The sequence below is a fragment of the Bartonella fuyuanensis genome, assembly GCF_014197255.1.
GTDB classification, from domain to species: Bacteria; Pseudomonadota; Alphaproteobacteria; order Rhizobiales; family Rhizobiaceae; genus Bartonella; species Bartonella fuyuanensis.
On sequence record NZ_JACIFE010000004.1, the window covers coordinates 1 to 26718 of the forward strand.

General features: G+C 36.3%; 25 protein-coding genes. 9 read left to right on the top strand and 16 right to left on the bottom strand.

Features of this window, described 5'->3' with window-relative positions; all coding sequences use genetic code 11:
- Positions 1-508: 508 nt before the first annotated feature.
- Both dusA and cobT read left to right on the top strand, forming a co-directional pair.
- Positions 509-1489, top strand: a complete 981-nt coding sequence (gene dusA, locus GGR08_RS02810) for a tRNA dihydrouridine(20/20a) synthase DusA (protein WP_183193885.1) — start codon at positions 509-511, stop codon at positions 1487-1489.
- Between the two features lie 328 nt (positions 1490-1817).
- A complete protein-coding gene (gene cobT, locus GGR08_RS02815) occupies positions 1818-2816 on the top strand; it encodes a nicotinate-nucleotide--dimethylbenzimidazole phosphoribosyltransferase (RefSeq protein WP_183193886.1) in 999 nt (332 codons plus the stop codon).
- A gap of 37 nt (positions 2817-2853) precedes the next feature.
- On the opposite strand, the gene GGR08_RS02820 is transcribed toward cobT, so the two are convergent.
- The 6 genes from GGR08_RS02820 to topA all read right to left on the bottom strand — a co-directional run bounded on the left by GGR08_RS02820 (position 2854) and on the right by topA (position 10453).
- Positions 2854-3345, bottom strand: coding sequence for an Lrp/AsnC family transcriptional regulator (locus GGR08_RS02820; RefSeq protein ID WP_183193887.1), 492 nt, complete (start codon positions 3343-3345; stop codon positions 2854-2856).
- Between the two features lie 22 nt (positions 3346-3367).
- Positions 3368-3997, bottom strand: a complete 630-nt coding sequence (locus tag GGR08_RS02825; RefSeq protein ID WP_183193888.1) for a uracil-DNA glycosylase family protein — start codon at positions 3995-3997, stop codon at positions 3368-3370.
- A 28-nt stretch (positions 3998-4025) separates the two neighbouring features.
- Positions 4026-4589: a thermonuclease family protein gene (locus tag GGR08_RS02830; protein ID WP_183193889.1), complete on the bottom strand. Its 564-nt coding sequence runs from the start codon at positions 4587-4589 to the stop codon at positions 4026-4028.
- Between the two features lie 351 nt (positions 4590-4940).
- Positions 4941-5108 carry a 50S ribosomal protein L33 gene (rpmG, locus tag GGR08_RS02835; protein WP_004864083.1) on the bottom strand — a complete coding sequence of 56 codons (168 nt, stop codon included), beginning with the start codon at positions 5106-5108 and terminating at the stop codon, positions 4941-4943.
- Between the two features lie 503 nt (positions 5109-5611).
- A complete protein-coding gene (rnr, locus tag GGR08_RS02840; RefSeq protein ID WP_183193890.1) occupies positions 5612-7888 on the bottom strand; it encodes a ribonuclease R in 2277 nt (758 codons plus the stop codon).
- A gap of 3 nt (positions 7889-7891) precedes the next feature.
- Entirely contained in the window at positions 7892-10453 is a 2562-nt protein-coding gene (gene topA, locus GGR08_RS02845) for a type I DNA topoisomerase (RefSeq protein ID WP_183193891.1), read from the bottom strand.
- A gap of 265 nt (positions 10454-10718) precedes the next feature.
- On the opposite strand from topA, the gene GGR08_RS02850 reads away from it, so the two are divergent.
- Entirely contained in the window at positions 10719-10925 is a 207-nt protein-coding gene (locus GGR08_RS02850) for a hypothetical protein (RefSeq protein ID WP_183193892.1), read from the top strand.
- On the opposite strand, the gene dprA is transcribed toward GGR08_RS02850, so the two are convergent.
- From dprA to GGR08_RS02870, 4 genes are read right to left on the bottom strand one after another with little or no spacing between them, the layout of a single operon-like run.
- Positions 10855-12087: a DNA-processing protein DprA gene (dprA, locus tag GGR08_RS02855; protein ID WP_183193893.1), complete on the bottom strand. Its 1233-nt coding sequence runs from the start codon at positions 12085-12087 to the stop codon at positions 10855-10857. The genes GGR08_RS02850 and dprA overlap by 71 nt on opposite strands.
- Positions 12044-12676 (bottom strand): glycerol-3-phosphate 1-O-acyltransferase PlsY, encoded by a 633-nt coding sequence (plsY, locus tag GGR08_RS02860; protein ID WP_183193894.1) that lies wholly within the window; start codon positions 12674-12676, stop codon positions 12044-12046. The genes dprA and plsY overlap by 44 nt, the downstream gene beginning before the upstream one ends.
- Positions 12677-12687: 11 nt before the next feature.
- On the bottom strand, positions 12688-13989 hold the full coding sequence (locus GGR08_RS02865) for a dihydroorotase (RefSeq protein ID WP_183193895.1): 1302 nt from the start codon (positions 13987-13989) through the stop codon (positions 12688-12690).
- Positions 13986-14951 carry an aspartate carbamoyltransferase catalytic subunit gene (locus tag GGR08_RS02870; protein WP_183193896.1) on the bottom strand — a complete coding sequence of 322 codons (966 nt, stop codon included), beginning with the start codon at positions 14949-14951 and terminating at the stop codon, positions 13986-13988. The genes GGR08_RS02865 and GGR08_RS02870 overlap by 4 nt, the downstream gene beginning before the upstream one ends.
- A gap of 125 nt (positions 14952-15076) precedes the next feature.
- On the opposite strand from GGR08_RS02870, the gene GGR08_RS02875 reads away from it, so the two are divergent.
- The gene (locus tag GGR08_RS02875; protein WP_183193897.1) at positions 15077-16696 is read left to right on the top strand and encodes an acyl-CoA dehydrogenase family protein; all 1620 of its coding nucleotides are present in this window, start codon (positions 15077-15079) and stop codon (positions 16694-16696) included.
- Here GGR08_RS02875 and ruvX read toward each other — a convergent pair.
- Positions 16681-17160 carry a Holliday junction resolvase RuvX gene (ruvX, locus tag GGR08_RS02880; RefSeq protein ID WP_183193898.1) on the bottom strand — a complete coding sequence of 160 codons (480 nt, stop codon included), beginning with the start codon at positions 17158-17160 and terminating at the stop codon, positions 16681-16683. The two genes, GGR08_RS02875 and ruvX, sit on opposite strands and share 16 nt — an antisense overlap.
- A gap of 144 nt (positions 17161-17304) precedes the next feature.
- Here ruvX and gatC point away from each other — a divergent pair, with 144 nt between their 5' ends.
- Together gatC and gatA are read left to right on the top strand one after the other, a co-directional pair.
- Complete coding sequence (gene gatC / locus GGR08_RS02885; RefSeq protein ID WP_183193899.1) at positions 17305-17592, top strand: Asp-tRNA(Asn)/Glu-tRNA(Gln) amidotransferase subunit GatC; 288 nt, start codon at positions 17305-17307, stop codon at positions 17590-17592.
- 31 nt (positions 17593-17623) lie between these two features.
- A complete protein-coding gene (gene gatA / locus GGR08_RS02890) occupies positions 17624-19114 on the top strand; it encodes an Asp-tRNA(Asn)/Glu-tRNA(Gln) amidotransferase subunit GatA (RefSeq protein WP_183193900.1) in 1491 nt (496 codons plus the stop codon).
- 87 nt (positions 19115-19201) lie between these two features.
- Here the strand turns inward: gatA and GGR08_RS02895 are convergent, their stop codons facing one another.
- From GGR08_RS02895 to GGR08_RS02915, 5 genes are all read right to left on the bottom strand, one after another.
- Positions 19202-19912: an ABC transporter ATP-binding protein gene (locus GGR08_RS02895; RefSeq protein WP_183193901.1), complete on the bottom strand. Its 711-nt coding sequence runs from the start codon at positions 19910-19912 to the stop codon at positions 19202-19204.
- Complete coding sequence (locus GGR08_RS02900) at positions 19899-20681, bottom strand: ABC transporter ATP-binding protein (protein WP_183193902.1); 783 nt, start codon at positions 20679-20681, stop codon at positions 19899-19901. Before GGR08_RS02900 ends, GGR08_RS02895 begins: the two co-directional genes overlap by 14 nt.
- A complete protein-coding gene (locus tag GGR08_RS02905; RefSeq protein ID WP_183193903.1) occupies positions 20678-21736 on the bottom strand; it encodes a branched-chain amino acid ABC transporter permease in 1059 nt (352 codons plus the stop codon). The genes GGR08_RS02900 and GGR08_RS02905 overlap by 4 nt, the downstream gene beginning before the upstream one ends.
- Entirely contained in the window at positions 21736-22812 is a 1077-nt protein-coding gene (locus GGR08_RS02910) for a branched-chain amino acid ABC transporter permease (protein ID WP_183193904.1), read from the bottom strand. The genes GGR08_RS02905 and GGR08_RS02910 overlap by 1 nt, the downstream gene beginning before the upstream one ends.
- A gap of 120 nt (positions 22813-22932) precedes the next feature.
- Positions 22933-24072 (bottom strand): ABC transporter substrate-binding protein, encoded by a 1140-nt coding sequence (locus GGR08_RS02915; protein ID WP_183193905.1) that lies wholly within the window; start codon positions 24070-24072, stop codon positions 22933-22935.
- Positions 24073-24397: 325 nt separating this feature from the next.
- On the opposite strand from GGR08_RS02915, the gene GGR08_RS02920 reads away from it, so the two are divergent.
- The 3 genes from GGR08_RS02920 to GGR08_RS02930 all read left to right on the top strand — a co-directional run bounded on the left by GGR08_RS02920 (position 24398) and on the right by GGR08_RS02930 (position 26512).
- A complete protein-coding gene (locus GGR08_RS02920) occupies positions 24398-24976 on the top strand; it encodes a cold-shock protein (RefSeq protein ID WP_183193906.1) in 579 nt (192 codons plus the stop codon).
- A 240-nt stretch (positions 24977-25216) separates the two neighbouring features.
- Positions 25217-25735, top strand: a complete 519-nt coding sequence (locus GGR08_RS02925) for a DUF192 domain-containing protein (protein ID WP_183193907.1) — start codon at positions 25217-25219, stop codon at positions 25733-25735.
- A gap of 3 nt (positions 25736-25738) precedes the next feature.
- Positions 25739-26512, top strand: a complete 774-nt coding sequence (locus GGR08_RS02930) for an alpha/beta fold hydrolase (RefSeq protein ID WP_183193908.1) — start codon at positions 25739-25741, stop codon at positions 26510-26512.
- Positions 26513-26718 lie beyond the last annotated feature (206 nt).

Below are 26718 nucleotides of genomic sequence, written 5' to 3' on the forward strand. Positions count from 1 at the left end.
GACAGATCTTGCATTAAGAGGGTTCATAAGAGCCATTTTTAATTCTTTCTTATACAAATTTGATCCACACACTCATCCCACTTGTGATGTGCGAAGGAGTGGTTTTGATTGATTCAAGATAAGCAGGTTTGAAATGAGAGAATCTTACGTTATTCTGGTCTTTAATTCCATATGAATAATGCTAAATTATCATTATAAATCAATATATTATCAAAACATATAAAGGTATAATCTTGATGGGTGTAAGAAGAACTTGCAAATGAATTTTTTATATCCCAGTGGAAACTTTCTTTTTTATGTTCATATAGCTAATATCACTTTATGAGAAGGGTGATATTTTATTATAATTGATTATAATAAATCTCCATTTCAATTGAAAAAACAATTAAATAAAAATTCTGTTATTATGCTGATGATAGTATAAAAGAGTGAAAATTTTTGTAAATTAAAGGTAAGTATTTTTCTATTTATAAAGAGAGAGTTATGGGGATATGAGAGTAGTACCCTTATGATATTTTACAATCTTCCATCGCCTGTAAAATTCGCAGTAGCACCAATGTTGGATTGGACAGACCGACATTGCAGGTTTTTTTATCGTCTTTTAACGAAAAAAGCACTTCTTTATACGGAAATGATAGTAGCAGATGCTGTCATTCATGGTGTTCGCGAACAGTTGTTGGCTTTTAGCCATAAGGAATGTCCAGTTGCATTGCAATTAGGGGGGGCAGATCCACAAAAGTTAGCAGAGGCTGCACGGATTGCTGAAGATTTTGGCTATAATGAAATAAATCTCAATGTCGGTTGCCCATCCAATCGTGTTCAAGCAGGAGTATTTGGAGCTTGTTTGATGTTACATCCAGATATTGTGGCAAATGCTGTAGAAGCGATGAAACGCGTGGTTACTATACCTGTAACTATCAAATGTCGGATTGGAGTGGATGAACAAGATGAAGAAATAGCGTTAGATCTTTTAGCTAATCAGGTTTGGAATGCTGGATGTGATGCACTCTGGATCCATGCACGCAAGGCATGGCTACAAGGATTAAGTCCGAAAGAAAATCGCAATATTCCTCCCCTTAATTATGAAAGGGTTTATAAATTAAAACGTAAATATCTCCATAAATTCATTGGGATAAATGGTGGAATTAAATCGATTGATGAAATCAAAGAGCATTTAATTTTCTGTGATGCCGTTATGGTTGGTCGCCAAGTTTATCATAATCCAACTTTGTTAAAACATATTGATTTTGAACTTTATGGTGAGTCGAAAAATAATCTGAGTGAAAGGGATCTTATTGAGGTTATGTGTGATTATGCGGCTCGGCATATTGCATCAGGGGGACAGCTTTCTCATGTGACACGTCACATGATTGGTTTATTTCATGGGTGGAAAGGGGCACGTCGATGGCGGCAAATCCTGTCAAATAATGCAACAAAGCCAAATGCAGATATATATATTTTGAAAGAAGCTTTTTATGCTCTCATTTAATAACAGTTTGATAATTAACCTATGTTATTGAGATTCTTTGTGCTTTAATTATTTTGATCAGTTCAATTTTATAAGATTTTGAAAGTTTATAGCTTTTATTATAGAAAAAATGTTAGGCTTTTATACTAAACAACATGTTGATTTCTCTTGTTTCCTAGAAAAATAGGGTAAAGGCGTAATATAAAGATAATAATAAGATATTGATAATACAAAAACCATTGCTTTCATTATGTTTAAGGTTTTTAAAACATTGTTTTAAAAAGCAATAAATTATTCATATCCTGTATTTATGACGTGATTTTCATTAAACATTTAAAGAGGTATCCTCATGACCGCTAGTCCATTTGATGATTTTCGTGCCTTGCTTACAAATTTACCTGTTGCTGATGAATTTTCTATAATTTTAGCAAAAAAACGTCAAAAAAACTTAACAAAAGCGCAAGGAGCTTTAGGGAAGATGGGAGATCTTGCTGTTTGGTATGCGGGGTGGAGAGGTACAGAAAAACCTATCGTAACGCGACCTTTAGTCGCTATTTTTTCTGGAAATCATGGTATCGTAGAAGAGAATGTTACACCATTTCCACAATCTATGACACAAAAGATGGTACAAAATTTTGCCTCTGGTGGTGCTGCTATCAACCAAATTTGTATAGCTTATGATCTTGGATTAAAAATATTTGATTTAGCATTGGAATATCCAACAATGAATATTACGAAGGCTGCTGCAATGGATGAACGGAGTGCAGCTGCTACAATGGCATTTGGAATGGAATCTATTGCTGGTGGAACAGATCTTTTATGTATTGGTGAAATGGGGATTGGAAACACAATAATAGCTTCAGCGCTATGCTTAGCATTGTTTGGTGGCGAAGTTGAAGAGTGGATAGAAAATGGTATGGGATCGGAGGATGATTTTTATCAGCGTAAAATAGCAGCGGTTAAGACAGCAGTTTCTTTGCATAGGAAGCATTTTAATGATCCTTTTGAGACGATGCGTTGCCTAGGAGGGCGTGAAATTGCTGCGATGGTTGGTGCCATTTTAGCGGCAAGAATGGAAAAAATACCCGTTATTTTAGATGGTTTTGTGGCAACCGCGGCTGCAGCAGTTCTTTATAAAATGCATCCAAAAGCTCTTGATCACATCCTTGTTGGGCATGTTTCTTCTGAAAAAGTTCATCGTAAACTCTTAAAAAAAATCGGTAAAGAACCACTTCTAGATTTTGGAATGCAGCTTGGTGAAGGGACAGGAGCAGCTATGGCAGCTGGTATCGTCAAAGCTGCTGTTTTAACACATGCACAAATGACAGTTTTGGAACAAAAAGTTTAAATGCTTGAAAGATTATAAAATGAATATAAAAAAACTATTAAGGGTTTTGCTCATTTGTCTTTTCATGTAGTTTAATATAATTAAGTGGAAGTTCCGTTGTATATTTAATCTGTTCCATTGCGAAAGAAGATGAGACATCACGGATATCGATTTTAGAGATTAATTTTTTATAAAAAAGATCATAAGCTTCAATATTGGGAACAACGATACGCAATAAATAGTCAATATCGCCACTCATTCGATAAAATTCAATGACCTCACGGAATTCTTGTACAATTTTTGAAAAACGCTTAAACCATTCATGGCTATGTGTATTTGTACGAATAGAAACAAAAACAGTGACGTGTGCATTTACTTTCTCTGGAGAAAGAACAGCAACGCGACGTTGAATAACACCATCTTCTTCAAGTTTTTGAATTCTACGCCAGCAAGGAGTAGTCGAAAGTCCAACTTTTTTAGCAATATCAGCGACAGAAAGTGTTGCGTTTTCTTGTAAAAGATGTAGAATTTTTCGATCGAGACGGTCCATATTTTTTTCCTAATACTTTAATTTATAAAAATTTACGCACTAAACGACGCAGATATACAATAAGCTCATCGTTAAACCATGGGTTTTTCTGTAACCAAAAGGTATTTCGCCATGATGGATGAGGCAAAGGCATAACACTATAGCCTCGAGGTTGAGGGATGGAAAGGATATTTCTCCAATCGCTAACAGTTGCTGAAACGGTTTTATGTTTTAATTCTGCAATATGCCACTTTTGCGCATAACTGCCAATAGCAAGAACAAGCTTTATTTGAGACATCTCTTGAAATATCTTTTCATGCCATATTTCTCGACATTCACGTCTTGGTGGTAAATCAGCTTTATTTTTGTCATAGCCTGGAAAACAAAATCCCATAGGAACAATAGCAAAGAGAGATCTATTATAAAATTCTTCTTTTGTGACATTGAGCCAATTACGTAATCTTTCACCAGAACGGTCATTAAAAGGTATAGAAGTTTCATGGACACGTAATCCTGGTGCTTGGCCTGCAATTGCAATCAAAGCAGTCTTGGATAAATAAACGACAGGATTTGGTTCATGAGGAAGAGGAGGAAAATAATGTGGTTGTTGGATACAAACTCGACAGGAGAAGATTTTTTTTTCAAGATTGATAATTTGGCAATACTGTCTCATTGGTAAATAAAATTAAAAAATATTTTTCTTATTCTGTGCGAGGATTTGCTTTGCGCCATTCTTTCGGTCGTTGAAAACTTGATACCCATATTCCTTTTTTTTTGCTTCTAGCTTCTTGTTCTTCTTTAGGATATTCATAATAACTTACAGCCCAACCATTATTTACAATCATTGCATTGATGTTGCTAATTTGTTTTGTTTTACATGTTGCGAGGATTCGATGATACTTATCTGTTTTATGCCAATGACATATAACAGTTTGATTTTTTAGTAGTTGTTCTAAATATTTTTTTGCTTCAAGCCCACAAGGGTAACGTGCTCCCTTTTTCCCACAAAATTGGTGGAGTTCAGGAGCATCAATTCCAGCCAGTCGAATTTTAATTGAAGAAATCATGATAGAATCACCATCAATAATTAACGCATTTCCTTCAACAGAGTTTTGAGATAAAAATTTTTCTTTTTGAGCTAACGGCTGAGTCTGCTTAAAATAAATTGACATAATGATAAGAATAATAACAACGACAAAAGTACTGAGACCAGTAATTTTTAGATGAAAGCTTCTTAAATTAAAATGAGAAAAAAACCTTTTCATGAAATAAAGAAATTATTAACACCTTTATAACGCATTCTATTTAGTATCACGTATAATTCTTTCAAGAAAACTTTATTCATACAACGAATCGATATTTCGTTTTAATGACAAAATTTTTGTTAGATATCACAACAATAAGACATTCTGCAGGAAAATACTCTGCAGAACATATATAAGCAACTTCAATAATAAATTAATTTACCAAAATCCATACCAAACACAGAACCCCACGTCCACAAAAACCCCACAATAAACTTTTAAAGAAAAAAAATGCTTTTCAGAAAGAATGTTGAAAGCAATCGCCCTACATTTTTCGGCGTATAAAAGTCATCAATTCAATGATAAGTTTACTTACTTAATTTTTGTTTCTTTAAATTCAACGTGTTTTTTTACAACTGGATCATATTTACGCTTGCTCATTTTATCTGTCATTGTACGGCTGTTTTTCTTTGTTACATAGAAAAAGCCAGTATCTGCAGTTGATAAAAGCTTGATCTTAATAGTTGCTGCTTTAGCCATAATGTAAAAACCCTATTTAGACTGAAAAAATATCATCGCTGCCAAAACTTATTTTTGACGTCATCAGATTCTCCGGCAACAGTAAGGATGTTCTCAAAAAAGTCAAGAGCTGATTAATTTTCTCATAAGTTGGATAAATACTAAAATGATGTAGAAACAAAAATAGCTATGGCAATTGCAAAACTAGAGGGATTAAAGATATCCATAGATATTACGTGATCCCAGGTACCATAAAGTTCTCAGAAAACATAGGATAGCGCAATTTATCAGTGGATAGTAGCAATCTTTGGTATAGTTGCTTAGAATGCTGTTAGAAGTTTAAGAGAAAAACATTCCCAAGCGTAAGAAAAGAGTGCTGTTTCATTCTCATGATAATCAATAGATAAACTATTATAAGAGTCTGCGCTTATTTGAATATTATCGTAAGCAAGTATTGGTCAACATTGCACTTGGAATATAAAAAAGATAACGAAAAATGATGTATATTGACTTTTTATTTTTAATTAACAGTTTCTTCTTCTATAAAAAGTATGTTTTTGTTTTTTTAATTTGTTTTTATGGTAAGAAGCCAATGAAAATTTTAGTGGACGAGGTTTCGTTAGAAGCTCAAAATGTAAAGCACCAGAAAAAGGTTGTACAGTTATAAGTTTTACTTCTACAATATCACTTAGCTGATAGCCTTTGTAGTTACGCTGTCCTACAAGAATATGCTGTGCTTCATCAAAGTGATAATAATCATTTTTAAGTGTAGAAATATGAACAAAACCATCTGTATTGAGTTTATCAAGAGAGATAAAAAGACCTGCTTTTGTAACTCCAGAGATGCGACCTATAAAAATACGGCCTATTTTATTTACTAAATAGTGAGCAACAAGCCGATCAGTAGTTTCTCTTTCAGCCATCATTGCACGGCGCTCATATAAAGAAATTTGTGTCGCAATTTCTGCAAGATTTTGTTCTTGTATATCTGTTAATTGATCATTTCCTAATTTAAGAGCTTTAATGAGTGCTCGATGAATAATGAGATCAGCATAACGACGAATCGGCGAGGTAAAATGTGTATAGTTCTGTAAATTCAAACCAAAATGGCCGTTATTTTTAGGGTTATATTCTGCTTGTGATTGTGAACGCAAAATAACTTGATTGACTAGGTCTTGTTGTTGAGTATGGGCGGCCTTTTCTAAAATTCTATTAAGACGTGCTGATGTCAATTCTGTACTTCGGGAGAGTGGTATGCCTAAACTTTGAAGAAAATTCCGCAATATCTCTTGTTTAGCAAGAGAGGGTTTATCATGAATCCGATAGATGAAGGGTTGATGATGTTTTTTTAATGTTTCAGAAGCGGCAATATTGGCTTGTATCATAAACTCTTCAATCAAACGATGTGCTTCTAGATGTTCTTCATTTATAACATCTTGGATGCATCCATTTTGATCAAGAATAATCTTTTTTTCTGTAATTTCTAATTTTAGTGGCTGTCGTCGGTTCCGCGCAGCTTTAAGGCATGTATAGGCTTCCCATAAGGGGTATAAGATATTCTCAAGTAGGGGGATGTTTCTTTCATTGATATGTTTTTTTCTTGCCAATTGCACTTCTTGATAGGAGAGTTTGGCTTTTACACGCATCATAATACGGTGAAAACTATGTTTTCGTTTATTGCCGTTTGCATCAAAAATCATACGAACGGCTAAAGCTGGTCTTTCTTTTCCCTCACGCAGAGAGCATAAATCGTGAGAAAGACGTTCAGGCAGCATTGGTACAACGGTATCGGGAAAATAAACAGAATTTCCGCGTTTCAATGCTTCTTTATCTAAAGCACTTCCTGTTTTGATATAGTGAGAAACATCTGCAATGGCTACAATAACAATCCAGCCACCATTATTTGCAGAGTCCTTATCCTTTGTTGCATAAACTGCATCATCATGATCTTTTGCATCTGGTGGATCAATTGTAATAAATGGTAATTGTCGCCAATCTTCGCGATTATCCATCTTGGCAGCTTTGATATGTTTGACTTGCTTAAGAACGCTCTCAGGAAAAATATAAGGAATTCCTTTCGAAAGAAGGGCAATCATTGAAAGTGTTTTCTCATTCTCAATATGTCCTAAAACATTTTTTATTTGTGCACTTTTCAGTCCATAACCAGTATTTTTTTTTATTTCTACTTCAACGAGATCACCAATTTTAATCTTCATTTCTGGAGATATTTCAGCAATGAGTTCACTAGTTTTGCGATCTATAGGATCAAGACGCCATTGGTTATTTTCCAGCTTTCGTACAACGCCAAATGTACTCTTTGGAGATACATCAATTTTACGAATGATATGCCCTGTATAAGGAGAGCTTTGAGGATTTTTATTTCGAAAAATTTTTACAAGAATATGATCTCCAACACCAATACTACCTCCTTTTATGTGATGAAAAGAGTGTATTGCAATATTAGGCTTTGTATCCTCTTCCCACTCAAGGGGTTGTGCGATAAAACAACCATCTTTATTATGTTCGATAATTTTCACTAAAGCAATAGGTGGTAGTTTTATCTTGTTTATTTCCCTTTTGCGCTGTTTAGATTTAGATATAAGATTTTGATCTTTTAATTCACGTAATATATTTTTAAGCCAAATGCGAGAATCGCCTTTTAAGTTAAAAGCTTTGGTGATTTCTCGTTTACTCAATTTGTTAGGATTCTCATTTATAAAAGAAAGAATTTCTTTCTTATGAGGTAATTTTTCCCCTTTGAATGTATAAAGATATCTTACGTTTTTTTCATTTTTAGCCAAAATTTATATCTCTTTTGTTTTGGAAGAAGTTTTTTGTGAAGTTGTTTTTTTACTCGACGTTTTAGCCGATATAAGTTCTAATGCTTCTGGAAGTGTTACACTAATGGGATCTCTATCTTTTGGCAATGTTGCATTAACTTTACCCCAATTGACATAAGGACCATAACGTCCATTGCGCACGGTAACAGTTCCTCCTTTTGGATGCTCTCCTAATGTTGCCAATGCTGCAGATGTTGTTCTATTGTGTTTTGTCTTATTTTCTTGTTTTTCTGCTAATACTGTAACAGCGCGATTGATACCAATATCAAAAACTTCATCTGCATGAAGAAGGCGTGCAGATTTTCCATCATGACTAAGATAGGGGCCATATCGTCCAATCGTAGCTGTGATCATTTTTCCAGTTTCAGGATGAACCCCAATTTCACGGGGAAGGTACAGTAAAGCCAAAGCTTTCTCAAGGGTTATGTTTTCTTCTTTCCATTCTTTTGGTAGTCCTGCACGTTTAATTTCTTTGCTTTCACCAAGTTGAATATAGGGACCAAAACGGCCATTGCGAAGAGAAATATCTTTTCCTGTTTTAGGGTCAATACCGATCATCACAGGTTTGTCGTTGCGTACAGCTTCATTCTCTTCTCCAGTGTCTGTACCAAGTTGGTGTGTGTATTTACATTCGGGATAATTGGAACAGCCAACAAAAGCACCATAACGACCGAGTTTTAATGATAGTTGACCATTTATACAAAGAGGACAGGAACGAACATCACTTCCGTCTTCGCGTTCAGGAAAAGCAAGAGGTGCTAATGTTACGTTTAAAACATCAAGGACATTGGTTATACGGAGTTCTTGGATATTGCTAATAGATGCATTAAATCCATTCCAAAAATCCCGTAAAACGTCTTTCCAGGAAAGTTTTCCATCAGATATAAGATCCAGTTTTTCTTCAAGATCTGCTGTAAAACCATATTCTACATAGCGATTAAAGAAATTTTCAAGAAAGGCCGTCACAATACGTCCTTTAGCGTCAGGAATCAGTTTTCGTTTATCAATTACAATATATCCACGGTCACACAATGTCGCCAATATGGAAGCATAAGTTGAAGGACGACCAATTCCTAACTCTTCAAGTTTTTTAATTAATGAAGCCTCAGAATAGCGGGAAGGAGGCTCTGTAGTATGTTGTATAGCTTCAACTTTTTCTTTTGTAAGGAATTCGCCAGTATTAATTTGTGGTAGACGTGTTGATTCATTTTCTTCATTATCTTCTTCATTTCGTTGATCAGTATAGACGGAAATAAAACCGTCAAAGCGAACAACAGATCCTGTTGCCCGTAGATTTGCACGGTTTTCTCTTTGCTGTGCTTCAATTTCAATGGTTGTACGTTCAATTTCAGCAGAACGCATTTGGCTAGCAATAGCACGCTTCCATATCAATTCATAGAGCTTTGCTTGATCACTATCGAGAAAATTACGGATTTGGTTGGGAGTTCTTTGAAAGTCTGTTGGGCGGATAGCTTCATGTGCTTCCTGTGCATTTTTTGCCTTTGTTGAATAAAAACGTGGTTTTTCAGGAATATAGTCATTTCCAAAAGATTCATGAATAACTTTTCGTGCTGCATCAATAGCTTCTGGTGCTATTTGTACACCGTCAGTACGCATATAAGTAATAAGTCCTGCCATTTCACCGTTAATTTCAATTCCCTCATAAAGCTTTTGGGCAATTTGCATTGTGCGAGAAGCTGAAAAGCCTAATTTTGAAGAAGCCGCTTGTTGTAGTGTGGAAGTTGTAAACGGAGGGAAAGGATTTCTCTTTGTAGGTTTTGCTTCAACACTGAGTGTATGGTATTGAGCTTTCTCCAACATAAGACGAATTTGTTCTGCTTGTTCTTGGGATTGAATATCAAGTTTACCAATCTTCCTTTGATTAAACATTGTCAATCTTGCTTGGAAACTATCATTGCGGATGGTTTTTAATTGTGTTGTAATGGACCAGTAATCTTCTTTGATAAAATGTTCTATTTCTGATTCACGGTCACAGATAATACGCAAAGCAACTGATTGAACGCGACCAGCTGAGCGTGCTCCAGGGAGCTTACGCCATAAAACAGGTGAAAGTGTAAAACCAACGAGATAATCGAGAGCACGACGTGCGAGATAGGCATCTACAAGTGATGTATCAATATCACGTGGATTGTTCATAGCATCAAGCACAGATTTTTTGGTGATAGCATTGAAGACAACTCTTTTAATAGGTTTATCTTTTAAAACTTTTTTTTGATGAAGAACATCTAGAATATGCCATGAAATAGCTTCCCCTTCACGATCAGGGTCTGTTGCTAAGATGAGGCTATCGGATTCTTTAACGGCTTTTGCTATTTCATTTAAACGTTTAGCGGCAGCAGAATCTATATTCCATTTCATAAAAAAATCTTGATCCGGTAGAACGGAACCATCTTTTGCAGGTAAATCACGAACATGTCCAAACGATGCGACAACTTTGTATTGAGATCCAAGATATTTATTAATTGTTTTTGCTTTTGCTGGAGATTCAACGATAACGATATTCATAATTTTACCCAAATATTGAAATAAAGAATTTTTTTATAAACTCCTTTCACGCGAATAGCTAATGGCAATTGCTTAAGAACACATAAAAAAATATTAGCCATATAAAAAACATGAATATTGTACAACTTGTAATTGTTATTATTAGAATACACCCTATATAGAATTACACGATTTATTTTCCACTGTTATTACAAAAACATACGGCGAAATATTAAGATAACGTCTATTGAGAGGTAGGAGGGGAAATGCTCAAGGATAGAGGATTATGTTTATAAATCATTTAAAAATTATCCAATATATTACAGATATGTCAAAGCAAATGAATCAGATGGCGCGTCAGGCGCATAGTCCGCTTTTAGCATTGCTTTTAGATATGGTTGCCAAAGAAGGGCAAAGCATTATTAATAGTGCTGAGGCTCTTGGGGAAGATCAAAATTCGACAATGACACACAACCACCAGAGTGTCGAATAAGATTTCCAGCAAGCTCGAGTTCGACCAACAAGAGATAAAGAGTTGGAAGTGCAACACCTGAATGAGTACTGAGGGTGTCTAAGTCGATTGGAGTTGTTGAGAGAGCAGAGAGAACTGCTGCACGTTCTGCATCACTTGCTGCGAGCGGGGCATTGCTATTTTTTTCGTCTTCTGAATTAAGATTCTCCTTTTCAAAGTGTAAAGAGGATGGTTCCTCAAAAAAATTAAGTTGGGAATTGGGCAAAGGTGGGACTAATGGCATAAGTGTTTCTATGATGTCAGAAGGATGTGTGGTGAGCAGAGCTCCATCCTTGATAAGGTTGTTTGTGCCAACAGATCTTGGATCAAGGGGAGAACCAGGAATGGCAAAAATCAAACGTCCCATTTCAGCAGCTTGACGGGCAGTAATTAAGGATCCTGAGCGTAGTGCTGCTTCTATAACCAAAAGGCCAAGCGACAGGGCTGCAATAATGCGGTTTCTTCTTGGAAAGTCGATAGCGCGTGGCTTCCAAGAGATGGGCATCTCACTGATAATGGCTCCACCATTGGCAATAATATTTTCGTACAACTTTTTATTTTCAGGGGGATAGATATAGTCAATTCCACCAGCCATTACTGCAACGGTTCCTGTTGTTAAACTCGCTTGATGAGCAATGCTATCAATTCCGCGAGCGAGCCCGGAAATTATTACAAAATTTGCTTCTCCAAGAAAATGTGCAAATTGAGCAGCAAGCTTTTGGCCAACGGCTGAGGCATTTCGGGATCCTATAATTCCAATCGAAGTTTTTTGAAAAACCGAAACATTGCCTTTTATAGCGATCAGCGGTGGGGATGCTTCTGTAACTTTAAGAAAAGCTGGGTAATCTGGTTCGCCCATACCGATAAACCGAATGCCTAATTTTTCAGCTTCTTGCATTTCTTTTTCGGCTTCTTCTAAGCTCGCTATTTTAATAGGTGTAGAACCACCGCCTTTTCTACTAAGCTCAGGAAGTTCTGCTAAAGCATTTTCCGCTGTTTTATAATAATTAATAAGCTTGCGAAAACTGACAGCTCCAATATTTTCACTGCGTAATAACCGCAACCAATTTAAACGTTGACGATCAGTAAGCAGAATCCCCTTATTTATCTCTGTTTTGCGTACCAATCTTACTTTCTTCCCCAATTAATAATCTACGGATATTTGCATAATGTTTTATGAATACAAATATGCTCATCGCGATCAACATACAACAGAAATAGGCATCAGAAAAATAAAAAATAAATATCGGAGTGATAGTAACAGCGACAAGAGCAGATAATGAAGAATAACGTATAAGGAGAAAAAACGTTACCCATACAATAATGAAAATAATTGCTGCGGGCCAGTAAATTGCTAGACAGACACCTAGATAGGTAGCAACACCTTTGCCACCTTTAAATTTAAGCCATACGGGAAAAAGATGTCCTAGGAAAGTAAAAAAACCCGCTAGAGAAACAAGGATATTGTTGTCTAGCGGACCACTAAAAAACTTTATAACGAAAATAACGACAGTTCCTTTTAATGTATCACAAAGAAGTGTCAGAGCAGCAACTTTTTTATTTCCTGTTCGTAAAACATTTGTCGCTCCAATATTACCGGAACCGATAGCTCTTATATCACCAAGTTTGGCCAATCTTGTAAAAAGAAGACCAAAAGGGATCGAGCCAATGAAATAAGATATTAGGAAAATAAACCATGGAGTGGGCCGAAAAAATATTTCTGCTTCATTCATGAAGAATCTCGTTAAATTTGCTGATCAAGTTTAAAAATGGATTTCCCTTTTACAAAGGTCTGGAGTACACGTCCTTGAAAACAAGCATTCTCAAAAGGCGTATTTTTTGAACGTGAATATAGCTTCTCTGTAGAAACAACCCATGCTTCTTCAAGATCAACCATAATAAGATCTGCATGAGCGCCTTTCTTAAGTGTTCCTGCATTGAGTTCAAAGAGCTTTGCAGGTGTTGTTGACAAAAGTTCAGTTATTCGTAGAAGAGACAGGCTCTCATCATGATAAAGACGTAAGGCTGCGCTTAATAGGGTCTCCATACCAATAGCGCCAATTGCTGCGTCATTAAATGGTAAATGTTTTGTATCTTTACCCTGAGGATCATGAGAAGAAACAATAATATCTATAGTCCCATCTTTTATTGCTTCAATCATTGCTAGACGATCTTCTTCTGTACGCAATGGAGGCATCAAGCGAAAAGAGGTGTGATATTCACCAATGTTATTTTCGTTGAGAGATAAGTGATTAATTGAGACACCGGCTGAAATTTTTTCATTGCGTTTCTTTCCTAAACGAAGTGCATCAGCAGATAATGCGGTTGATATCTGGGCGGCATGATAACGTGTTTGTGTTAAAGCTGCCAATCGCAAATCCCTTTCAAGTGGGATGACTTCTGCTTCCCGAGGGATGCCAGAAAGGCCAAGCCAACTGGCGAGCAATCCTTCATTCATCACGCCTTGCCCTGTAAGATCTTTATCTTGGGTTTCATGAATCAATGGAACATCAAAATCGCGTGCATAAGTCATTGCACGCCGTATAACAGATGAATTTTGAAGTGTTTTTTTTCCTTCACTAAAAGCAACGGCTCCTGCATTCTTGAGCAAACCAAATTCGGTTAGTTCTTGTCCGTTGAAACCTTGTGTGATTGCAGCAACGGGATAAATATTGACTGATGATATTTCCTGTACTGTGCGTGTAATAAATTTAACGAGTGCTACATTATCAATGACTGGGTGTGTAGCTGGCATCATAAGAAAGGAAGTAATACCACCTGCTGCGGCTGCTTGACTTGCAGAGACAATTGTTTCATAATGTTCATTTCCTGGTTCTCCGATAAAAACACGTGCATCGACAAGACCAGGGAGGATTGCTTTGTTTTGTGCATTAATAACTTCTGCTCCTTCAGGGATTCCTTGATTCAGAGCATCTTGTCCAGCAGCTGTAATTAGCCCATTTTCAACAATAACTGTACCAATTTCATCGATTGTGCGCGAAGGATCAATAATACGAGCATTTTGAAAAACTATTGGTTTTATCATTTTTTTTCTCCACTGATCTTCGAGCGTGAATCTAATAAAGCCTCCATCACAGCCATACGCACTGCAATTCCCATTTCTACTTGTGTATGAATCATACTTTGTGGTCCATCTGCTACATCGGATGCAATCTCCACACCACGGTTTATTGGACCAGGATGCAAAATAATGCAATCGTTTTTGGCATAGGCTAAATTTTCTTTATGTAAGCCAAAATAATGAAAATATTCACGCGTAGAGGGGATAAAAGAGTCTGTCATCCGTTCATGCTGTAAGCGTAACATCATGATAACGTCAACGTCTTTAAGACCTTCTTTCATTGTGTTAAAAACCTCAACACTCATATGAGCGATTTCTGTGGGTAAGAGTGTTGAGGGAGCAACAACACGAACATGAGCACCCAAAGCATTAAGACTGAGGATATTAGAACGCGCAACACGTGAGTGCAAAATATCTCCGCAGATTGCAACAGTTAGTCCTTCAATATGACCTTTTGCCTTTTTAATAGTTAGAGCATCTAATAAAGCTTGCGTTGGATGTTCATGAGCACCATCACCAGCATTAATGACACAACAATCAACTTTTTGTGCTAATAAAGCTGCTGCTCCTGCACAGCTATGGCGAAAAACTAGTATATCTGGCTTCATCGCATTGAGAGTTGTAGCTGTATCAAGTAATGTTTCTCCTTTTTTTATAGATGAGTTGCCGATTGCAATACTTAATACATTTGCTCCCAATCTTTTTCCTGCTAATTCAAAAGAAGATTGTGTTCGCGTAGAGGCTTCAAAAAAGAGATTAATTTGAGTTCGTCCATGCAAAATAGATTTTGTGTTATCAATTTTGTTAGAAAGGATAACATTTGCTTCTGCACGATTAAGCAATGTATTAAGATCTTGTACACTCAGATCTTTAATAGCTAAAAGATGTTGATGAGGGAAAAGTGAAAAAACATTATCTTGAATCATAGCATTCTTCTTTATCTCTTTCTAAACAGGTTAGACAAGCATTTGTGTGAATATGATAAATGTTTCTTAACTCTAAAAAGACAAATAGTCTATGATATGAATGATTTGAATACAGGAATATGCCTATGAATGCTGTATCTGCGCAAAATGCTCGTCGAAAAAATACATTTCTTAGCGATACACTTATGTTTCGCATTGCTTCTACTTTGCCTAAGTTTTTGTTGGCAAGTTTTGAAGAAATAGGAGATTTTGCAGCCAGTCAAGAGGCGTGGAAGCTCTGCTGCTTAGCGAATCATTATAGGCCTTTATTGTGTTATAATGATGAGTGGGGGAATCCAACGGAAAAATTAGAAATTCATTCTTCCTATCAAGCTCTTCAACAATATTCTAGACAAGCGGGTTTGGTTACCTCGCTTTGGGAAAATACGAGCTCGGAAAATGGAGTGCGCTATCGAGCGCGTGCGATTCGTTTAGCTTTATCTGCTGGTTTAGAAACAGGACATTTGAATGAAATTATTATAACGAGTGCCGTGATTGCTGTCTTGATTAGTGATATTAATCTTTTCAAAAAATGGCAAAATGTACTTTTATCGCGCCAATATGATCCCTCGTCAAAACCTATTCATCATAAAAAGGCCGCTTCGCTGACTTGTGCATTTGATGATATTGAAAACTACACTTTCAATTTTCCAAGTGTTAAGAAAATTTCTTTTGATGAAAATATGGGACGTGATTTGTATCGTTTAAATGTTGTAAAAACCAATGTTATTAATCCTACAGCTGATGGCTATCTTGTTAGTGCAGATTTAAATGGTCATTTAAGTTGTTTCTTTGTTCCACGCATACAAGAAAATGGTGCATTAAATGGATGCATCTCGATTCGTCATTTAATTCAGCGTTCTGGAGAACTCTTAACACCAGAGGGGGTTGTTGATTTTCAAGGCAGCTGTGGTTGGCTTTTGGGAAATGCTGGAGAAGGACTTAAAGTTATTAAAGATATCGAAACAATGATGCGTTTTGATCAATCGGTTATATCGGCAGGTGTTTTGCGAGCAGCCCTTCAATTTGGCATAGATTTTGTCCGAAAAAAAATACCAAATCAGCCTTTACCACCACTAACAGAACGTATTTTTGCAGATATCGCATTAGATATTGCTGCTTCACAAGCATTGGTTTTGCGCTTAGCGCAAGCCTTTGATAATGCAGCAAATGATCGTTCTGAAGCAGCTTTTGCCCGCATTATGACTCCTATTATTGCTTATCATGTAAGTCAATTGGTTATGCCTATTATTGGCGAAATTATTGCACAATTAGGTATTGAAAGTTTTATGGAGAATAATCCATTATCACAAATGTTGCATAATGGACCTGCGCGGATTGTGAGAAATAGTTCTGCTAATCAATTGGTAAAGGATGCCATTCTTATTGCTGAAAAAGCACCGGGATTGTTTCAAAAATTGCTAGAAAAAATTGCTCTTGATATTGGACCAGCAGGGCCACGAGCAATTGAAATTATTAAATCTGCGGTCAATATGGTATCAGCAAATGAGGGAGCAGGAAGGTTTTTTGTTGAACAGGTAGCATATGCCGCAGCAGCAGCTTCATTATGTTCTACGGATATAGAACATGTTGCAAATGCCTATATGGAAAGTCGCCTTGGGGGGCAATGGAGATCTTCCTATGGGATGCTCATTGCACGATATAATGCAGGGCATTTGCTTAATGTCCTCTATCCTTCCATATGATGAAGATTTTCAATTCTATTGAGAGCACTTTGTAATATAAAAGCGGCGGCTACCGAATCAATTCTTTTTGCTCTTTTAGCGCGTGATACATTCATTTCTAAAAGAGAACGTTCTGCGGCAATTGTTGATAAGCGTTCGTCCCAAAAAACAAAAGGAATTTTTGTATGAGCTTTCATATTGCTCACAAAAGCTTTGGTCGCTTGAACACGGGAGCTACTGCTCCCATTCATGTGAAGAGGTAAACCAATGATAATCACACCTACATTTTCATGACCAAAAACTTTAATGAGTGTATGGGCATCTTCTGTAAATTTTTTTCGTTGTAGTACAGGACGTGGATTTGCAATAATAAGTCCCCTATCAGAAATCGCAATTCCAATTGTTTTTGCACCTAAATCTAATCCTGCTATTGTTTGTCCAGGTAAAAGATGTGTCATAACTTCATTTATATTAATAACAGTCATAAGGATTATAATGCATTTTTTAATGTTTTAGATCTACGGTTATACTCTTTATTCATGTTATCTAATATTTTTGCGCTTGCAAGCGCAGCCTTGTATAGCCAAAATAAGGATCAATAAATAAAAAAATAGAAAGGCGTAAATAATATGTCTGTTGATCAAGAAATAGTCAAGCGTGTAGCACATTTAGCGAGGATTGCCATCCAAGATGATGAGGTGGAACATATTACAAAAAAATTTAATGCTATTTTAGGTTTTGTAGAGCAATTGAATGAAGCTGATGTCAGTGGAGTTGAGCCATTAACATCTGTGATACCTATGCCTCTACGAATGCGTGACGATAGTGTTGCAGATGGCGATAAAGCAGAAGATATTGTAGCCAATGCACCTGTTACAGAAGAAAATTTTTTTCTTGTCTCAAAAATTGTTGAGTAATTTTTTATATTTTTGAAATTTGAGGACTAATATGACCGATTTAACAACCCTCACAATTGCGCAAGTTCGTGATGCTCTAACAAAAAAAAAGCTCAAAGCAACGGAATTAACAGAAGCTTATTTACAAGCCATAGAATTGGCTAATCCGACTTTAAATGCTTATGTAACAATAACAGCAGAACAGGCAAGAAAAATGGCTGCTGAATCAGATAATCGCTTGGCAAAAGGACAGGGGGGACTTTTAGAAGGAATTCCTTTGGGGATTAAAGATCTTTTTGCAACCTACGGTGTTCATACTCAAGCTTGTTCAAATATCCTTGATGGCTTTAAACCGCATTATGAGTCAACTGTCACTGCTAATTTATGGAAAGATGGGGCGGTAATATTAGGAAAACTTAATATGGATGAGTTTGCTATGGGCTCATCCAATGAAACATCATGCTATGGCCCTGTTATTAGTCCATGGAGAAAAAAGGGCTCGAATGAAAAACTCGTACCAGGTGGTTCTTCTGGGGGGTCTGCTGCTGCTGTTGCAGCACAGATTTGTGCTGGTGCAACAGCAACAGATACAGGTGGCTCAATACGCCAACCAGCAGCTTTTACTGGGACTGTAGGAATAAAACCGACTTATGGACGTTGTTCACGTTGGGGAGTTGTTGCATTTGCTTCATCCCTTGATCAAGCTGGGCCTATTGCTAGAGATGTTCGTGATTGTGCTATCTTACTAAGATCAATGGCTTCATTCGATGAAAAAGATTCTACTTCCGTAAATTTACCAGTTCCTGATTACGAAAGCTATCTTGGTCAATCAATCAAAGGAATGAAAATTGGCATCCCAAAAGAATATTATCTGGATGGAATGTCTCTAGAAATTATTGAGCTTTGGCAAAAGGGAATAAATTGGTTAAAAGAAGCAGGGGCTGAGATTAGGGATATTTCTTTGCCACATACAAAATACGCTTTGCCTTCTTATTATATTATAGCTCCTGCAGAGGCATCTTCTAATTTAGCGCGTTATGATGGTGTGCGTTTTGGTTTGCGTGTACCCGGAAAAGACATCATTGAGATGTATGAAAATACGCGTTCTATTGGTTTTGGTGATGAAGTCAAGCAACGTATTTTGGTTGGTACGTATGTCCTTTCATCTGGTTATTATGATGCCTGTTATATAAAAGCTCAAAAAGTAAGAACATTAGTAAAACGTGATTTTGATCAATGTTTTAATTCAGGCATTGATTCTATCCTTACCCCAGCAACACCAACAACCGCTTTTGGTCTTGCTGATGAGAAAATAAAAAACGATGCTGTAGCAATGTATCTTAATGATATTTTTACTGTACCAGTTAATATGGCCGGATTGCCAGGAATTTCTGTTCCTGCTGGTCTATCATCAAATGGTTTACCGCTAGGATTGCAATTAATTGGTAAACCTTTTTCTGAAGAAATTATTTTTCAGTTAGCACATATTATTGAGCAAGAAGCTGGAATACTCTCTACAGAAAAATGGTGGATAAATAGCTAAAAATTTACAAGAAAGCATTTACCTTAAGCAGAAAGATGCTTTTTAAAAACGAGGAAGAGAAAATACTATTTTCTCGATTTTTGATCTTTACCCACCAAGATAGGCTTCTTTAACACGTGAATCAGTAAGCATAGCTTTACCTTCACCATGAAATAAAAGATGCCCCACTTCTAAAATATAAGCATAGTCAGCTATGGAAAGTGCAGCAAATGCATTTTGTTCAATAAGGAGAACAGTTTTTCCCATATCATTAATTTTTCGAATAATTGAAAAAATTTCCCGAACGAGAAGTGGTGCTAGCCCCAATGATGGTTCATCTAATATGACCATATCGGGATTACTCATCAGTGCTCGGCCTACAGCAATCATCTGTTGTTCACCGCCTGACATTGTTCCTCCCAACTGTTTTGCTCTTTCACGTAGACGTGGAAAAAGATCGAATATCCATTCGATATCACGGGTAATTCCTTGCTTATCATGACGGATATAAGCACCTAGACGAAGATTCTCTAAAACAGTGAGATGAGGAATAATACGTCGTCCTTCAGGACTTAAAGCAATACCTAATCGCAAAATTTCTTCTGGTGATTTTTTAATAATTGATTCGCCGTTATAGGTAATTTCCCCATAAACAGCACGATTAAGTCCTGTTATAGAACGTACGATACTGCTTTTTCCTGCACCATTGGCTCCAATTAAAGTGACAATACTTCCCTTTTTTATGGACATAGAAAGGTTTTGTACAGCTTTAATGGCGCCATAATGAACGTGAAGATTTTTTATTTTAAGTAGATCCATAAACATCTCCGCCAAGATAAGCTTCAATAACTTTAGGGTTATTCCGAATTTCATCTGGTGTACCATTGGCAATGCAACAACCATATTCCATAACCAAAATATGTTGGCAAAGGTTCATAACCACTTTCATATCGTGTTCAATAAGAAGAATCGTAAGATCAAAATCTTTTTGCACTTTTGCTATGAATTTTCTAAGATCTTCACTTTCTTGTGGATTCATGCCAGCAACAGGTTCATCAAGAAGAAGCAATTTGGGTTTTGTGGCTAAAGCACGCGCAATTTCTAGACGTCGCTGTACACCATAAGGTAAAGCTGTTGCTAATTGGTCGGCAAGGTGATCAAGTTGTAGCTGTTCGAGAAGCTTCATAGAATTTTTATAAATTTCCTTTTTTTCTTTCATTGCTTTTGAAAAGAATAAAGCTGAAGAAAACCAAGGATATTTTTGTCGAACATGCGCTCCAACCATAACGTTTTGCAAAACTGTTAATCCAGAGAAAAGACGAATATTTTGAAATGTTCGGGCAATATGGTGTCTGCAGATAATATAAGGAGGTGCACCAGAAATTTTTTGCTCATCAAAAAGAATGATACCGCTTGTAGGGGCATAAAATCCAGAAATCATATTAAAAACTGTTGTTTTCCCAGCTCCATTGGGACCAATTAATCCAGTAATGCTTTTTTGTTTAATTGCCATATTAATATTATTTACAGCAACTAATCCGCCAAAACGCATTACGATATCATTGAGTGAAAGAATGGTGTCGCTCATAGCTTTTCCTCAGTATTAGAAAGATTTTTGCGTGTCAAAAAGCTATAAATTCCATTCCATGAGAATTCACGTTCTCCCATCAATCCTTTTCTCCAAAACAAGATAATTACCAGCAATAAAAGAGAAAAAACAACCATACGAAGTCCTGGTGTTTCTGGAATATATATAAAACCTAAATCAAATGGACGTTCAATAATACGAAGCCATTCAAGCACAACTGTAATAATAATACTACCAATAATGCTCCCTGTGATAGAACCGAGACCACCAGCAACAACAATCATCAAAATATTAAAAGTTAAAAGAAAATTAAACATTTTGGGATCAATGGTTGAAATTAGAGCAGCCATTAATGCTCCACCTATACCTGCAAAAAATGCTCCCACAGTAAAAGAAAAACTACGGTAGAAAAAAGCGTTAACTCCCATAGTTTTCGCAGCTATTTCATCATCACGAATAGCACGTAATACATTACCTGTATTACTTCGCAGTAATAGGACAATAAAGAGAATTGTAAATGCTAACCAACCATAGTTCCACCATAATGTTGCATTTTGAGGTATTCCTTTGATTCCTAAAGAGCCATTTGTGAGCGATGTTGCATTCGTAATAATAATGCGAATAATTTCCGCAAAACCTAAGGTTGCAATTCCAAGATAATCTCCACCAAGACGTAATATTGGCAAAGCAACCAATAAACCTACAACTGCAGCACACAGACCACTTACAACAACAGCGACAAAAAAAGGTAATTGCAGATGATACAATGGTTCAGCGATAGGCTCAAGAATCCACATCATCTCCTTTTGTTCAGGGGAAAGAAGTAAAATGGCGCAAACATAAGCACCAATAGCCATAAAGCCAGCATGTCCAAGAGAAAACATGCCTGTAAAACCGTAAATTAAATTAAGTGAAACCGCTAGTATCGCATTAATAGCAATCAGATTTATGATACGAAGTGTATAGTCATCAAATTGTTTATCAGCATAAAATAAAAAACCTACAAAAATTAAAATGCTTATAGACGATAAAAAAGTTGTCACTAACTTTGCCATTAAATTTTCTCCTGACTTTTTTTACCCATTAATCCCATGGGTAATACCAATAAAATCAGAATCAATAAAATGAAAGCAAAAGCATCTCGATATCCAGATAGCGCGGGGAAAAATGCGATAATCATAATTTCAATAAACCCTAATAATAACCCTCCAAACATTGCTCCTGGTATTGAACCAATACCTCCAATAACGGCTGCGATAAATGCTTTGAGACCGGGAAGAACGCCCATATAAGGTTGAATTTGAGGATAGCGTAAAGACCACATAATTCCTGCTATAGCAGCAAGCGCTGAGCCTATTCCAAATGTGAATGCAATAACTTTATTGACAGACACACCCATCAAACGCGTTGTTTCAATATCATGGGCGATTGCACGCATGGCAAGACCCGGTTTTGTTTTATAGATAATCCATAGCAGTAACATAATAAGAAATAATGATACAAAGGGAACAATCAAAGATATGGGGGCAATTCTAATGATACCATCTGCTCCTGATCCTAGATGCCATAAAAGTGGTGTTACAAGAAAATCTGGTTGTTTTACACCTTTCGGAACACCACTAAAGAGTACAGTAGCGAGATTTTCAATAAAAAAAGAAACACCAATCGCACCGATAAGTGCCGAGATACGTGGAGCATGGCGTAGAGGTTTATAGGCAAATTGATCAACAGTAATACCCACCGCGCTTGTAATAAAGATAGAAAAACAAAGAGCTAAAACCCAAATCGGTGTGAAATCTTGCGGAGAAATTTTAAAATAATAAACAAACCCTAAGGCAAGGATTGAAAAAGCAGCAATCCAATAAATTGGAGGGCGCCTTTTAAATCCTATAAAGACCAAATAATAAACAAGAGCAGCGAGTAATAAAAGAAGAAGAGCTGCCCAAGCAGGCATAAAGCTAATTGTGGAAAAGAAAACAAAATATGCTCCCAGCATAAAGATATCACCATGAGCAAAATTAATGAGTCGTAATATACCGTAGACCATAGTGTAACCAATGGCGATAAGCCCATAAAGCGATCCCAATGCCAGCGCATTAAAAAAATACTGGATGAACATTTCAGTGCTCATCTCTCATCCTTCCACATTTGTTAATTTACATAGGATAACAAGAAATTTCTAAGTTTCTAGTTGAGAAAAAAACTCTCACCCAATTCTTGCACTTTTAATACTTTAAATAAGTACAGCTTTTTAATTAAAAAGAAAAGGCTGAACTTCTTCTAAATAAATACGTTTCCCATCCTGTATTTTAATGATACCAATAGGAATTTTAGGGTTATGATTTTCATCCATTGACATATCACCAATGGGGGTTGAGAAATCTTTTAATTTACTAAGTGCGATAGTAATTTTTTCACGATCGATGCTACCAGCATTTTCAATAGCTTTCATGAACATCATATAACTTGTATATCCCAAAACAGAATTGATATTTGGCTTTTTGTTAGGGTAAGCTTTTTTCCATTCTTTTGTGAATTCTTGCGCAGCTACTGACATATTGGGCATATCTTCACTATAAGGAAGTGTTGCATGTAAGAAACCTTCTGCAGCTTTTCCTGCAATTGTAATGGTTTCTGGATTATCCATAGCATCTCCCCCCATAATTTGAAATTTTGCCCCTAATTCTCGTGCTTGTTTCATGATGATAGCACCTTCAGAAAAGTAAGATGGAATGAATAAGATATCGGGTTTCTGTGCGATAATCTGCGTGAGAACAGCTGAAAAATCTTGATCTCCGGAATTATAATTTAAATTTGAGATAACTTCACCGCCCATTTTTTTGAAAGCACGCGTAAAATAACTTGCAAGACCAATGGCATAATCGCTTGAAATATCTTTGAGGATAGCAGCTTTTTTTGCCTGTAAAGTTTGGCTTACATAAGTTGCGATCCCTACCCCTTGATAGGGATCAATAAAACAAGCGCGAAAGTAATATTTTTTACCTTGTGTAACAAGAGGATTTGTTGAGGAAGTTGCAATGGTTGGAGTCTTTGCTTTTTCAGATATTTCACCACCTGCCAACGAGAGTGAAGAACCATAGCTACCAATGATTCCATTCACTTTTTCACTTGCTGTTAAGCGCATGACGGCATTAGCTGCTTCTACTTTATCAGATTTGTTATCAATAATAACAAGTTCCACCTTATGGCCTAAAACTTCTGGAACTTTTTTATGGGCTAATTCTATACCTCTAATTTCAAGTTGGCCTCCAAATGCATTTTGCCCACTTAATGGAAGGTAAACACCAATTTTGATAGGTTCATTTGCATAAACATTTGCTGCAAACGCCGTAAATGCTGTAATTGTCGTAAGGATTTTCTTCAATTGCATTGCGCATTTTCCTTAATTGAGTTGTTGTTTTCGCACCTTATTGAACTTCTTAACCATGCAAGTTGCACATTAATGAAAATATCATTATGTGAGAAAACTTTGATATGGCCTTTGTAATGTAGGATTCTCTTTGTAAGATATGTAAAGCGTACAATCAAATAGTTTTATTAAATATTCATGTTGATGTTTGCTGATGTTAACATAGAAGATATGACAATATGGGGAAATCTTATCTTGGGGCTTGCGTGTTGATACAAGAGCAATGTTTACTTAGAACCTAGAGAATCAATGTCGTATAATTTATAAGCTACAGGATCACGTTATCATGACGAGTAAGGATGCATTAAAAGATAGTTCCCTATCTGAGGATAGTAATAGAGCTGCTTATGGGGAGATTATTGAAATCAGTGGTGTCATTAAGTGGTTTGATGGTAGTAAGGGATATGGATTTATTGTACCTGATTTGCCTCATTGCCCCGATATATTATTGCATGTTACTGTAATGCGAAGAGATGGTTTTCAAACAGCTTTGGAAGGAGCTAAAGTTATTTGTGCTGTGGAAAAAACTGAACGAGGGTTAAAGTGCGTTCAGGTGAAATCTATAGATTGTTCTGCAGCAATTCACCCATCAGAAATTCCAGCCCGTACCCATGTTGTTGTTACTCCAGAAAGTGGTTTAGAGCGCGCAATTGTTAAATGGTTTAATCGTGACAAAGGTTTCGGTTTTCTTAGCCGTGGGCAAGGAACAGAAGATATTTTTATTCATATGGAGACGTTACGCCGTTTTGGTTTAGCAGAGTTGCGTTCGGGTCAAGTTGTCCTTGTACGTTTTGGTAAAGGGGAAAAAGGTTTAATGACAGCAGAAATTTATCCAGATATAGGTTTTCCTTTTTCCACACATTGAATTTCGCTAATAAAATCAGTGTTTTATATGTTTTTTAAAGTGATTATTTCAGAAATAGCTGTAAATATATTTATTTTAAAGAAAATATAGCACTTGTGAATCTATAAAGGAAATTAAAGGATTGGGTATATTGCATTGAAAAGATAGAAAAAAACAGGGAAATAATCCCCCTGTTGTTAGGTTTTTTGTATTTTTTAATTTTAGAAACAAAATTAGAATTTTTCAATGGTGGAGACAAGAATGTTAAATCCTTTTAAAAAAAGGTATATTATTTTCTTAATAATACTTTTTATGTTAGAAGTACGTATCGTTGTAGCAAAGACGCCCATAGAGATTCCTGTTCATCCAGTTCCTTTAGAAATACATACAAAGCAAGGTACGATTTCTTATAAGGTGGAGATTGCTTTTACGCCATCTCAAGCAGCAGCTGGTTTAATGTATCGGACTGATTTTCCGCGCGATCGTGCGATGCTTTTTAAGCGGCAGAAAAATTATCAAGCGGGAGATAAGCAGAAGTTTTTTATGTGGATGGCGAATACACCTTTACCTTTAGATATGATTTTTTTAAACTCTGAGGGAATTATTGTATCGATTATTGAAAACACTTCTCCATTTTCAACAAATATCATTTCATCGGGAGTTCCTGCAGCTTTTGCTCTTGAGATTAACGCTGGTGAAGTTTCTGAAAAACAGATCCAAAAAGGTCAGCGTGTTATTCATCCCGTACTTTGTGGGAAGTGCATAAAAAATGACGACTAAAAAATGACGGCTGAAGATATTCGTTTTTTTGAATATGATGATTTGCGATTTTCTTATCGAGAAGAAGGGCGAGGTGCGCCTGTTTTGTTGATCCATGGTTTTGGATCTTCTGCACGAGTAAATTGGTATGCAACGGGTTGGTTTCGTATTCTCACTGAAGCAGGGTATCGTGTTATTGCTTTTGATAATCGCGGTCACGGAGATTCAGTTAAAAGTTATGATCCTTCTTTTTATACACCTCAAGCTATGGCTGGTGACGCAGTAAAGTTATTACAGCATTTAGGGTTATCTAAAGTTCATGTTATGGGATATTCTATGGGGGCTCGTATTAGTGCTTTTATGGCTCTTTTGCATCCCACGTATGTGAACAGCGTTATTTTTGGTGGTTTAGGTATTGGTATGGTAACAGGTGCAGGAAATTGGGAGCCTGTTGCTGAAGCTCTTTTAGCGGAAGATACTTCTACCATTACCAATATGCGTGGTTTAATGTTCCGTAAGTTTGCAGATCAAACGAAAAGCGATAGACAGGCTCTGGCTGCTTGTATTATCACATCAAAGCAGGAATTAACAGCATCTGAAGTGCACAAAATCAAACAGCCTGCTCTTGTTGCCGTTGGTGCGTTAGATGAAATTGGCGGTGCTGCAGAGCCATTAGCAGCTTTGTTGCCTTGTGGTGAATCTTTATCAATTCCTGGTCGAGATCATATGCTTGCTGTAGGTGATAAAATTTATAAAAAAGGTGTTCTCGATTTTCTTTCTCGTTATCCTATAAGATGAAGAATTCTGCTAAGATTTAGCATTTACAAAAATATCCAATATTTTCTGTACAGACTGAAAGCCTATTTAAAAAGTTTTCTACGGTAGCATTAAGTTTTTATAAAAAAACAGGAGAAAAATAAACTCTTATTAGCTTATTTTGTATATTTTTAGAAATGTAATTCTTTTAAGCTAAAAAATTATATTTAAAAGTGGTTAAAAAGAAT

Bases quoted from the DNA above. Each gene is read 5' to 3' on its own strand.
- gatA (WP_183193900.1), top strand. From the start codon at position 17,624: ATGACCGATTTAACAACCCTCACAATTGCGCAAGTTCGTGATGCTCTA.
- GGR08_RS02850 (WP_183193892.1), top strand. From the start codon at position 10,719: ATGTTTATAAATCATTTAAAAATTATCCAATATATTACAGATATGTCA.
- GGR08_RS02865 (WP_183193895.1), bottom strand. From the start codon at position 13,989: ATGATAAAACCAATAGTTTTTCAAAATGCTCGTATTATTGATCCTTCG.
- plsY (WP_183193894.1), bottom strand. From the start codon at position 12,676: ATGAATGAAGCAGAAATATTTTTTCGGCCCACTCCATGGTTTATTTTC.
- GGR08_RS02830 (WP_183193889.1), bottom strand. From the start codon at position 4,589: ATGAAAAGGTTTTTTTCTCATTTTAATTTAAGAAGCTTTCATCTAAAA.
- dusA (WP_183193885.1), top strand. From the start codon at position 509: ATGATATTTTACAATCTTCCATCGCCTGTAAAATTCGCAGTAGCACCA.
- GGR08_RS02875 (WP_183193897.1), top strand. From the start codon at position 15,077: ATGAATGCTGTATCTGCGCAAAATGCTCGTCGAAAAAATACATTTCTT.
- GGR08_RS02910 (WP_183193904.1), bottom strand. From the start codon at position 22,812: ATGAGCACTGAAATGTTCATCCAGTATTTTTTTAATGCGCTGGCATTG.
- GGR08_RS02870 (WP_183193896.1), bottom strand. From the start codon at position 14,951: ATGATTCAAGATAATGTTTTTTCACTTTTCCCTCATCAACATCTTTTA.
- GGR08_RS02895 (WP_183193901.1), bottom strand. From the start codon at position 19,912: ATGGATCTACTTAAAATAAAAAATCTTCACGTTCATTATGGCGCCATT.
- gatC (WP_183193899.1), top strand. From the start codon at position 17,305: ATGTCTGTTGATCAAGAAATAGTCAAGCGTGTAGCACATTTAGCGAGG.
- cobT (WP_183193886.1), top strand. From the start codon at position 1,818: ATGACCGCTAGTCCATTTGATGATTTTCGTGCCTTGCTTACAAATTTA.
- GGR08_RS02925 (WP_183193907.1), top strand. From the start codon at position 25,217: ATGTTAAATCCTTTTAAAAAAAGGTATATTATTTTCTTAATAATACTT.
- GGR08_RS02820 (WP_183193887.1), bottom strand. From the start codon at position 3,345: ATGGACCGTCTCGATCGAAAAATTCTACATCTTTTACAAGAAAACGCA.
- GGR08_RS02900 (WP_183193902.1), bottom strand. From the start codon at position 20,681: ATGAGCGACACCATTCTTTCACTCAATGATATCGTAATGCGTTTTGGC.
- topA (WP_183193891.1), bottom strand. From the start codon at position 10,453: ATGAATATCGTTATCGTTGAATCTCCAGCAAAAGCAAAAACAATTAAT.
- GGR08_RS02825 (WP_183193888.1), bottom strand. From the start codon at position 3,997: ATGAGACAGTATTGCCAAATTATCAATCTTGAAAAAAAAATCTTCTCC.
- GGR08_RS02915 (WP_183193905.1), bottom strand. From the start codon at position 24,072: ATGCAATTGAAGAAAATCCTTACGACAATTACAGCATTTACGGCGTTT.
- GGR08_RS02930 (WP_183193908.1), top strand. From the start codon at position 25,739: ATGACGGCTGAAGATATTCGTTTTTTTGAATATGATGATTTGCGATTT.
- GGR08_RS02920 (WP_183193906.1), top strand. From the start codon at position 24,398: ATGACGAGTAAGGATGCATTAAAAGATAGTTCCCTATCTGAGGATAGT.
- rpmG (WP_004864083.1), bottom strand. From the start codon at position 5,108: ATGGCTAAAGCAGCAACTATTAAGATCAAGCTTTTATCAACTGCAGAT.
- GGR08_RS02905 (WP_183193903.1), bottom strand. From the start codon at position 21,736: ATGGCAAAGTTAGTGACAACTTTTTTATCGTCTATAAGCATTTTAATT.
- ruvX (WP_183193898.1), bottom strand. From the start codon at position 17,160: ATGACTGTTATTAATATAAATGAAGTTATGACACATCTTTTACCTGGA.